Genomic DNA, 10,054 nt, shown 5'->3' on the forward strand with positions numbered 1-10,054 from the left:
GGGCCGGCCGCCACCACGCCTCCGGCCGCCACGTCGGACGTGCCGGACCTGCCGGGCCCGCACGGCGGCGAGCCACCCGGACGCACCACCGCCTCCCGCCGCCCCCGCACCTCCTCCGCCCTCGCCGGCCGCCCCGGCCGCGCGGCGGGCACCGCACCCCCCACTCCCATCCGCACCGACGAAATCGCCCGGGAGGCGCTCCCGTGACCCGTGTACTCGTGGTCGAGGACGAGGAGTCGTTCAGCGACGCCTTGTCGTACATGCTCCGCAAGGAAGGCTTCGAGGTCGCCATCGCGGCCACCGGGCCCGACGGACTGGACGAGTTCGAGCGCAACGGCGCCGACCTCGTCCTGCTCGACCTCATGCTCCCCGGCCTGCCCGGGACCGAGGTCTGCCGGCAGCTCCGCGGCCGGTCCAACGTCCCGGTCATCATGGTGACCGCCAAGGACAGCGAGATCGACAAGGTCGTCGGGTTGGAGATAGGGGCCGACGACTACGTCACCAAGCCCTTCTCCTCCCGCGAGCTCGTCGCCCGCATCCGTGCGGTGCTGCGCCGCCGCGGCGAGACCGAGGAGGAGGTGCCCACGGCGCTGGAGGCCGGTCCGGTCCGGATGGACGTGGACCGCCACGTGGTGACCGTGGACGGGCGCAAGGTCGACCTGCCGCTGAAGGAGTTCGACCTGCTGGCGATGCTGCTGCGGAACGCCGGCCGCGTCCTCACCCGGATGCAGCTGATCGACCGGGTGTGGGGTGCCGACTACGTCGGGGACACCAAGACCCTGGACGTCCACGTCAAGCGGCTGCGGGCCAAGATCGAGCCCGACCCGGGGGCCCCGCGTTACCTGGTGACGGTCCGCGGCCTCGGGTACAAGTTCGAGCCCTGACGGACGGAGCGCCGTCGTGGCGCGTCCGCACGACGGCCGGGGCCGGTGCACCACCCGATGGGCGGTGCACCGGCCCCGGCCGGTGCGGGTGCCCGCGCTGCGCGGAGGCGGGCACCCGGTGAATCCGTGCGTGCGGCAGGCGTCAGCCGTCGGTGCCGGCGGTGTCGCCCGCACCCTCCTCGGTCTCCCCGGGGGACTGGCCGTCGCCACTCTCGCCGCTGCCCGCGGTCTCCTGACCGCCCTCGGTGTCCTCGTCGCTCTCCTGGTTGTCCTCGGGGCCGGTGCCGTCCTCGGTGCCGTCCTGGGCTCCCTCGGTGTCACCCGCGCCCTCGGTGCCGTCCTCGGTGAGGTCGTCCTCGGTACCGGGGACGCCGTCCGGGCCCCACAGCTCGTAGTGGGCGAACGCGCCGTCCACGCCGACCATCGGGACGACGGTGGCGCGCAGTTCGGCGGCGCCGACCTCCTGGATGTCGAAGACCAGGGCCTGGGCGTTGCCCAGCACGACGCCCGCGGCCTCGGCATCGGTGACGAACGCACCGACGTTGCCCTCGCCGCCGAGGCCGATGGAGCCCTTGGCGGGGATCTCGACGGTGGACTCGCCCTCGACCGGGACGAGTTCGAACTCCTCGCCGGAGCCGGGGAGGGTGATGGAGATCAGCGTCAGCGGTTCGGTGCTGTCGTTGAAGATCCGGCCGGTGACGGCGGCGGGGCCGTCCTCGGACAGGACGACGTTGACGCTCTCGATCTTCACGTCGTCGATCTGCCGCGACGCGTTGGGCGGCTGGACGAGGTTGGTCTCGGCGTTGAGGCCCGCACCGCACGCGGCGGTCAGCGGGATGAGCGTGAACACTGCGGTCGCGGCCAGGCCACCGCGTCGAAGGCTGCTGCTCACGGCGGCGGCATCTCCTTGGGCGAACGGGAGGCGGCCCGCTCGGACGCGGTCCGCCTGGTCGTCAGTGATCGTCGAGAGGGTTCTCAGGTCGGCGGTGATCTGTCGGCGAGCCAGCCTACCCACCCGGGTCGCGGCGCCCGCACTCGCCCCGGGCGCGTCGCCCGGGGGATGTCCGTGCGGGGCGTCCCGCCGGGTGGCGCGCGCCCCCGGCGCCGGTCCGCGTCGCCCGGGGCGGGGGGTCGGCCGCCGCGGCGGTGGGCGCGGGGCGACACGGGTGCGAGAGGTGCGGCGTGCGGGAAAAGCGGGGTCGGCGCGGGCCGGCGGCTGCCAATCCGGCTAACTCCCACGACGCATCAATGATCAATTTCCGGTGAAGCGCCGCCGGTCGACGATGTGATTCTGGTAACTGGGGCAAAACGGACAACAATCACCGCCTTTCGGGGTGGTGGACACGACTTCTCGGCCGTCGGTGTCCTGTGAATCCGGTTGTGTCCACCCGGCCCCCGACCTGCGGATACCTGCCCGAACCGGGCGTACGCAGCACGCCCGCGGCGTCCTTGTCAACCCCCGAGATATGGCCTGACCTGCGAAAACGTCATTCAATAGCGTGTGAGGGCGTGTTACCCTGGATAGCCACGGAAGGGGTACCTGTCACATGACGTTCAAGGTTGGCGACACCGTGGTCTATCCCCATCATGGGGCCGCGCTGATTGAGGCAATCGAAACTCGCCAGATCAAAGGCGTGGACAAGCTCTACCTGGTGTTGAAGGTCGCTCAGGGCGACCTGGAAGTCCGCGTCCCGGCAGAGAACGCCGAGCTCGTGGGTGTGCGCGACGTCGTGGGCCAAGAGGGCCTGGACCGCGTGTTCGAGGTGCTGCGCGCCCCGTACGCGGAAGAGCCCACCAACTGGTCCCGCCGCTACAAGGCGAACCTGGAGAAGCTCGCCTCCGGCGATGTCATCAAGGTCGCCGAGGTCGTCCGCGACCTGTGGCGTCGCGAGCGGGAGCGCGGCCTGTCCGCGGGCGAGAAGCGCATGCTCGCCAAGGCCCGCCAGATCCTCGTCAGCGAGCTCGCCCTCGCGGAGGCCACCAACGAGGACAAGGCCGAGACGCTGCTCGACGAGGTTCTCGCCTCCTGACGTCCGGCAGGCCGCTCGGACGGCGCCCGCCGACCGTCATCGTCGACAGTCGCGGGTGGCCGCCCCAGCCGCCGTCCCGTTGTTCAGCGCATCGCACCACCACGCCCGGCCCTGCTCGGTGCGGTGAGCGGCACGCCGTTCGGCGGCACGCGGCGACCGGGTGACGCGCACGAGCGCGACACCCGGTGATCCGGCGCATGCTCCACATGCGCATGAGAAGCGCACACCACGCAGCGCCCGAAGGCACCGAGGTGCCGGACGGGCGCTGCGGTGCGTCCACCGCACACCCCGTCTCCGCGCCGTCCCGCGCTCGCGCAACGCACCCGTGCGTCGCCGTCGCGGTACCTGCTCCCCGGAAGGGGTGCTGCTGCCGCCTGGGACAGACCGCGGTCGGAGAGTCACGGAAGGGTCCGACCACGGTGCCGTCCGGCACGCTGTGGCCATACCCACCCCACCCCCCGGAACAAACATTGGGCCCGATGTCAATGTCTGATAAGTCCTCCGGTTCCCCGCGTCCCGCTCCCGCGCCGCCCCGCGGCGCCCCGGCGGCCGAGTCCACCGCCCCCGGTCGGCGGTCCGCCCCGGGCCGGACCGCCGCGGTGATCCCCGCGGCCGGGCGCGGCGAACGCCTGGGCCCCGGCACACCCAAGGCGCTGCGCGACCTCGGCGGTGTACCCGTCCTGGTCCACGCCGTGCGCGCCATGTGCCGGGCCGAGGAGGTCGCCCTGGTCGTCGTCGTGGCGCCGCCCGACAGTCCCGACACGGTCCGCGCCATGCTGGCAGCCGCCCCGCTGCCCGACCACGTGGAGGTCGTGGTGGTGCCCGGCGGCGCCGACCGCCAGGAGTCCGTCCGACTCGGACTCGCCGCCCTCCCCGGCGACGTCGACGTGGTCCTTGTGCACGACGCGGCCCGCGCGCTCGTCCCCGCCGCGACCGTCGACAGCGTGGTCGCCGCCGTGCGCTCCGGCGCGCCGGCGGTGGTCCCCGCCCTGCCGGTGACCGACACCGTCAAGCGGGTCGCCCCCGACCCGGACCGCCCTGCCGGCGCCCCCGAGCCGGTCGTCGACACCGTCGACCGGGCCGCGCTGCGCGCCGTCCAGACGCCGCAGGGATTCGTCCGGGCGGTGCTGGACGACGCCCACCGCCGCCGGACCGACGGCGGCGAGGGAGCGACCGACTGCGCGGGCATGGTCGAGCGGCTCGGCCATCGCGTGGTGCTGGTCCCGGGCCACGAGGAAGCCTTCAAGATCACCCGACCGCTGGACCTCGTCCTCGCCGAGGCCGTACTCGCCCGCAGGGAGACCACCGCACCATGAGCGCCGTCCACGACATCCCCGGCGACCCCGTCGACGGGAGCCCGTCCGAGCTCGCCCCGCCGCCCGCCCCCATCCCCGGCCTGCCGCTGGTCGGGGTCGGCACCGACGTGCACGCCTTCGAGCAGGGGCGCGAGCTGTGGTGCGCCGGGCTGCGCTGGGACGGCCCGGAGGTGGGCGGCTGGGGGCTGGCGGGCCACTCCGACGGTGACGTCGCGGCGCACGCCTGCTGCGACGCGCTGTTCTCCGCCGCCGGCCTCGGCGACCTGGGCGCGCACTTCGGGACCTCGCGCCCGGAGTGGTCCGGCGCCTCCGGGGTCACGCTGCTGGCAGAGGCCGCGCGCATCGTCCGGGCGGAGGGGTTCCACGTCGGCAACGTCGCCGTCCAGGTCATCGGCGTGCGGCCCAAGGTCGGCAAGCGCCGCGTGGAGGCGCAGCAGGCGCTCTCCCGCGCGGTCGGGGCCCCGGTCTCCGTCTCGGGCACCACCACCGACGGCCTGGGGCTGACCGGCCGCGGCGAAGGGCTGGCGGCGATCGCCACCGCGCTGCTGGTCCGCTGAGCCGACTCCGCGCCACCCGGGCCCGGGCGGCGCGCCGGAGGCGGTCCGCCCACCCGGGGCAGGTCCCCGGGAGTACGCTGACGGCTTCCGGCGCCCGGGCCCTGCGGCGGCTCGGCAGCGCGACCCGGCACCACCGACGAGGCTCTCCCCTCCGACAAGGACGGTCCATCGTGGCAGCGCAGCTCTCCGAGAAGCTCAAGGAAACCCTCGACTCCAAGATGTTCGTGACGATCGCCACGGTGCAGCCGGACGGCAGTCCGCAGCTGTCGCCCGTCTGGGTGACGCACGCCGACGGTGACGTGCTGATCTCCACCACGGAGGACCGCCGCAAGACCCGCAACATGGAGCGGGACCCCCGGGTCACCGTCATGGTCAACCCGGCGGAGTCCCCCTACAGCTACGCGGAGATCCGGGGCACGGCCGAGTTGGTGCCGGACCCCGAGGGCCGGCTGATCGACGAGCTGTCGCTGAAGTACACCGGCCGTCGCTACGCCGAGTTCAACTCCTCCGCCGGCCAGGACGCGCCCCGCGTCATCGTCCGCATCACCCCGCAGAAGATCGTCGGCCAGGGCCTGGACTGACGGTGACCGGCGGTCCCGGCGGCCGGTCTCCGGCCGCCGGGCCACCCCGGGCCCGCCGCCGTGGTGGGACGGGTCCGCACGAGGTGTACGAGCCGGTCGGTCTTCCTACTACCCTGGTCGCGTGACCCTTCGCCTGTACGACACCAGCGCCCGGCAGATCCGCGACTTCACCCCGCTCGTCCCCGGGTGTGTCTCGATCTACCTGTGCGGTGCCACCGTGCAGGCGGCCCCGCACATCGGCCACATCCGGTCCGGGCTCAACTTCGACATCCTGCGCCGCTGGCTGACGTACCGCGGGTACGAGGTCACGTTCGTCCGCAACGTCACCGACATCGACGACAAGATCATCGTCAAGAGCGCCGAGCAGGGGCGCCCCTGGTGGGCCATCGGCTTCGAGAACGAGCGGGCGTTCGACCACGCCTACACCTCGCTCGGCTGCCTGCCCCCGACGTACGAGCCCCGCGCCACCGGTCACATCCCGGAGATGGTCGCGATGATGGACGTGCTCATCGAGCGCGGCCACGCCTACGCCGCCGACGGCAACGTCTACTTCGACGTGCGCTCCTTCCCCGAGTACCTGGCGCTCTCCAACCAGGAGCTCGACGACCTGCGGCAGCCGTCGGGCGAGGGCGAGACCGGCAAGCGCGATCCGCGGGACTTCGCGCTGTGGAAGTCGGCGCGCCCCGGTGAGCCCGCCTGGGACACCCCCTGGGGCCCGGGCCGGCCCGGCTGGCACCTGGAGTGCTCGGCGATGGCGCACAAGTACCTCGGCACCGCCTTCGACATCCACGGCGGTGGGCTGGACCTGGTGTTCCCGCACCACGAGAACGAGATCGCCCAGGCCAGGGCGTACGGCGACGAGTTCGCCGCCTACTGGCTGCACAACGCCTGGGTGACGATGAGCGGCGAGAAGATGAGCAAGTCGCTCGGCAACTCGGTGCTCGTCTCGGAGATGCTCACCCGCTGGCGGCCGCTGGTGCTGCGGTACTACCTCGGGACGCCGCACTACCGCTCGACCATCGAGTACAGCGAGGAGGCGCTCACCGAGGCCGAGCACGCGCTCGCCCGCGTCGAGGGCTTCCTCCAGCGGGCGGTCGAGCAGGTCGGCGAGATCGCCCCCGCCGCCGAGCCGCCCGCGGAGTTCGCCGCCGCCATGGACGACGACCTCGCCGTGCCGCAGGCGGTGGCGGTGGTGCACACCACCGTCCGTCAGGGCAACGCGGCGCTCGACGAGGGCGACAAGGAGTCCGTGGCGGCACTCGCCGGCCAGGTCCGCGCCATGCTCGGCATCCTGGGCATGGACCCGCTGGACCGGCAGTGGGCCGGCGCCGCGGGCGGACGGACCGAACAGCTCCACGCGGCGGTCGACAGCCTGGTCCACCTCGTGCTCGACCAGCGGCAGGCAGCGCGGGAGCGCAAGGACTACGGCACCGCCGACGCCATCCGCGACCGGCTCAAGGACGCGGGCCTGGTCATCGAGGACACCCCGACCGGGCCCCGCTGGGAGCTGGGGCAGCGCCCGTGAACCCCTCCGCGACCGCGTCGGGCCCCCTCCGCGGGCCCGACGCCGGCCGGCGGAACTCCGCACGTCGTCCGCGCGCATCCGGCGCGCGCGACGCGATACGCACGACCCTCCGAAGGACCAGGTAACCCTCATGGCAGGCAACAGCCAGCGCCGCAACCGCCGCACCTCCAACAAGAAGGGCGCGACCGCCGGCACCGGCGGGAACCGCCGCAGGTCGCTGGAGGGCAAGGGCCCGACCCCGCCGGCCGAGATGCGCAAGGGCCACGCCAAGCAGCGTGCCGCCCAGGCCAAGGCCCGCCGCGCGGTGGGCCGCCCCGTCCGCCGACCGGGCGCGAAGTCGTCCTCCGAACTCGTGGTCGGCCGCAACCCGGTCGTCGAGGCGCTGCGCGAGGGGGTGCCCGCCAACGCGCTGTACGTCCAGCAGTTCGTCGACACCGACGACCGGGTCCGCGAGGCGATCCAGCTGGCGACCGAGGGCGGTCTGCGGCTGGTCGAGGCGCCCCGGCCCGAGCTCGACCGGATGACCAACCACCTCAACCACCAGGGGCTCGTCCTCCAGATCCCGCCGTACGACTACGCGCACCCCGACGACCTCTCCGCCGCGGCCTCCGAGGCCGGCGAGGACGCGCTGATCGTCGCGCTGGACGGCGTCACCGACCCGCGGAACCTCGGCGCCGTGGTGCGTTCCGTCTCCGCCTTCGGCGGCCACGGCGTGGTCGTGCCGGAGCGCCGCGCGGCGGGCATGACCGCCTCCGCCTGGAAGACCTCCGCCGGTACCGCCGCCCGCACCCCGGTGGCGCGCGCCACCAACCTCACGCGGACCCTGCAGGCGTACCAGAAGGAAGGCATCCAGGTCGTCGGCCTGGACGCCGAGGGCGACGTGGAGCTGAGCGAGGTGGCCGCGCTGGAAGGGCCGGTCGTCGTCGTGGTCGGCAGCGAGGGCAAGGGCCTGTCGCGGCTGGTCGGGGAGACCTGCGACGCGCTGGTCCGGATCGACATGCCGGGCGTCGCTGCGTGTCCCGGGACGGTCGGCGGTGCCGGCGGACCGCTGCCGCGTCGGCCGGGGCCACGAACGTGCCGCCCTCGTGCCGCCTTCGTGCCGCCGGTGTGCGGTCCCCGTGCCGGGTGCGCACCGCCGTGCGGACGGTGCGGCCCGTGCGGCCGGTGGCCCGGGAACGATGCCGTGCACCCGTGCCGTCGAGGGCCGTCTGCGCCCGTCGCCCGAGTGGTAGGTTGCGCAATGGACTTGGTGCGCAACGGCGGGTGGCACGACCGCCGGGGGCCCCGTTACCGGGATGTGCTTCTTTCGTTACTCCGGGACGGGCAACGTATTCGGCCGGGCGCCCGTCCTACCCAGAGCACCTTTCACTCGATCTCTCGGGGGTTGCATCCATGCGCTCGGCGCACATACGAGGTTCGCTGGTCGCGGTGGTCTCGGCGGCACTGCTGCTGACCGCCTGCGGTTCCGGCAGCCCGGAAGCCGCGGACGACGCCAAGCCCGTCGCCAACGAGGCGAGCGAGGCTCTCCCCGAGGAGGAGCCGGAGGAGGACGAGGAGCCCGAGGAGGAGCCGGACGAGGTCCTGCTCAAGGCGGGCGACGAGTCCGAGCAGGTCCGCGAGCTCCAGGCCCGTCTCGGGCAGGCCGGCGTCTTCGAGGCCCGGCCCACCGCCTTCTACGGCGACACCACCACCGGCGCGGTCGCGGCCTTCCAGGAGGCGAACGACGCGCTGGAGGTCTCCGGCACCGTCCACGAGTCCACCTGGGAGCTGCTGCTCCAGAAGACCCAGGATCCCACGCAGGAGCAGCTGTTCCCGCGCGAGCAGGTCATGGGCTACGGCGACAACAACGACCAGGTGCGTGAGCTCCAGGCGCGGCTGGTGCAGTTGGACCACTTCGAGGACAACCCCACCGGCTACTACGGCAACGTCACCAAGACGTCGGTGGAGTCCTACCAGCGGGCGGCCGGCGTAGAGGTCTCCGGAATCGTCTACGACGACACCTGGGCCGCGCTGAAGGCCGCCACCAAGCAGCCGGCGCGGGACGAGATGTTCGTCCCCGTCGAGGTGCCCGAGGTGGAGAAGGAGACCCCCGCGGGGCTGGACGACCGCTGCATGACGGGGCGTGCGCTCTGCATCTCCAAGACGACCAACAGCCTGTCCTGGGTCATCGACGGTGACGTCCGCATGACGCTGGACGTGCGGTTCGGCGCCGAGGGATACGAGACCCGCGAGGGCGAGTTCACGGTCTACTGGAAGAGCCGCGACCACCACTCCACGATCTACGACTCCCCGATGCCGTTCGCGCTGTTCTTCGACGGCGGCCAGGCGGTGCACTACTCCGAGAACTTCCTCCAGAACGGCTACGAGGGCGGCTCCTACGGGTGCGTCAACGTCCGCGACCGGGAAGCGATCGAGTCGCTGTTCGACCAGGTCAACGAGGGCGACAAGCTGATCGTCCACTGGTGACCCGACGGCCCGCCCCACGCGGCGCCGCACCGCAGCACTGACACGAGACGCCCGCCCCAGGAAGTCGGGGGCGGGCGTCTCGCGTCGGCGGCGCCCCGGGAGCGTCAGCGCGGCGCTCGCCGAACCGCCCTTTCGGGGGGCGCTCGTCGCACGGACCCGGCGCGGGGTGTGTCGGGAGGGGGAGTGAAGCGGCGTGCGACGACGTTCCGGGACGCGCCTGTTGACGGGTCGCCGTCAGTTTCTGGCGTCGAGGCAGTGTCCTAACCGGTGGTCACTCGGTTAGTGGAGTGTGGACACACGAACACCCCGCGCCGCCTCTGGGGGAGACCGGAGCGGCTTCACCGGTGATGCAAGCGAGCTGACCATGGTCAAGGTGCCGTGCGATCCCGCCCAGATCATCGTCAATCACGCCAGCTTCCGGGTGGAGTTCGCCGCCCCGTCCCCGCCGGCCGGCAGCGGCCCCCGGCTGGAGGGCGCGCCGATGGGCTCCATCGCCATCCGCCGGTCGCCCGCCGCGGCCCGGACGCGGCGTCCCGTCGTGTGGACCGGCCAGGCCGCTCCCGGTGACGCCGGCGCCGGCGGCCTGCTGCAGGCGGCCCGCCAGGCCGGCGAGCAGGGCGGAGTCGCGACGCAGCTCCTGCCGCGGGTGACCGACACCGCGACGCTGCCGAAACTGCCCTCCGTCGTGGGGGGGC

General features: G+C 73.1%; 8 protein-coding genes and 3 pseudogenes. 10 read left to right on the forward strand and 1 reads right to left on the reverse strand.

Annotation, left to right across the window (positions count from 1 at the left end; translation table 11 throughout):
- Together HCN52_RS24825 and phoP are read left to right on the forward strand one after the other, a co-directional pair.
- Positions 1 to 207, forward strand: a pseudogene (locus tag HCN52_RS24825) (hypothetical protein); the annotation flags it as partial.
- Positions 204 to 884 carry a two-component system response regulator PhoP gene (gene phoP / locus HCN52_RS17190; RefSeq protein WP_168089341.1) on the forward strand — a complete coding sequence of 227 codons (681 nt, stop codon included), beginning with the start codon at positions 204 to 206 and terminating at the stop codon, positions 882 to 884. The pseudogene HCN52_RS24825 and the gene phoP, both read left to right, overlap by 4 nt.
- 142 nt (positions 885 to 1,026) lie before the next feature.
- On the opposite strand, the gene HCN52_RS17195 is transcribed toward phoP, so the two are convergent.
- Positions 1,027 to 1,776 (reverse strand): hypothetical protein, encoded by a 750-nt coding sequence (locus HCN52_RS17195; RefSeq protein ID WP_168089342.1) that lies wholly within the window; start codon positions 1,774 to 1,776, stop codon positions 1,027 to 1,029.
- Positions 1,777 to 2,431: 655 nt separating this feature from the next.
- Here HCN52_RS17195 and HCN52_RS17200 point away from each other — a divergent pair.
- The 8 genes and pseudogenes from HCN52_RS17200 to HCN52_RS17235 all read left to right on the forward strand — a co-directional run.
- Positions 2,432 to 2,914: a CarD family transcriptional regulator gene (locus HCN52_RS17200; RefSeq protein ID WP_167932518.1), complete on the forward strand. Its 483-nt coding sequence runs from the start codon at positions 2,432 to 2,434 to the stop codon at positions 2,912 to 2,914.
- A gap of 485 nt (positions 2,915 to 3,399) precedes the next feature.
- Positions 3,400 to 4,230, forward strand: coding sequence for a 2-C-methyl-D-erythritol 4-phosphate cytidylyltransferase (gene ispD / locus HCN52_RS17205; protein ID WP_168089347.1), 831 nt, complete (start codon positions 3,400 to 3,402; stop codon positions 4,228 to 4,230).
- Positions 4,227 to 4,787, forward strand: coding sequence for a 2-C-methyl-D-erythritol 2,4-cyclodiphosphate synthase (gene ispF, locus HCN52_RS17210; protein ID WP_168089343.1), 561 nt, complete (start codon positions 4,227 to 4,229; stop codon positions 4,785 to 4,787). The genes ispD and ispF overlap by 4 nt, the downstream gene beginning before the upstream one ends.
- Before the next feature lie 170 nt (positions 4,788 to 4,957).
- Positions 4,958 to 5,368 carry a PPOX class F420-dependent oxidoreductase gene (locus tag HCN52_RS17215; protein WP_168089344.1) on the forward strand — a complete coding sequence of 137 codons (411 nt, stop codon included), beginning with the start codon at positions 4,958 to 4,960 and terminating at the stop codon, positions 5,366 to 5,368.
- Between the two features lie 121 nt (positions 5,369 to 5,489).
- Positions 5,490 to 6,893, forward strand: coding sequence for a cysteine--tRNA ligase (gene cysS / locus HCN52_RS17220; protein WP_168089345.1), 1,404 nt, complete (start codon positions 5,490 to 5,492; stop codon positions 6,891 to 6,893).
- A gap of 130 nt (positions 6,894 to 7,023) precedes the next feature.
- Positions 7,024 to 7,905: pseudogene (gene rlmB, locus HCN52_RS17225) on the forward strand (23S rRNA (guanosine(2251)-2'-O)-methyltransferase RlmB); the annotation flags it as partial.
- A 416-nt stretch (positions 7,906 to 8,321) separates the two neighbouring features.
- Entirely contained in the window at positions 8,322 to 9,359 is a 1,038-nt protein-coding gene (locus HCN52_RS17230; RefSeq protein ID WP_168089346.1) for a L,D-transpeptidase family protein, read from the forward strand.
- A 364-nt stretch (positions 9,360 to 9,723) separates the two neighbouring features.
- Positions 9,724 to 10,054 (forward strand): annotated as a pseudogene (locus HCN52_RS17235) (hypothetical protein); the annotation flags it as partial.

It is taken from the genome of Streptomyces bohaiensis, from assembly GCF_012033785.1.
Taxonomy (GTDB): Bacteria; Actinomycetota; Actinomycetes; order Streptomycetales; family Streptomycetaceae; genus Streptomyces; species Streptomyces bohaiensis.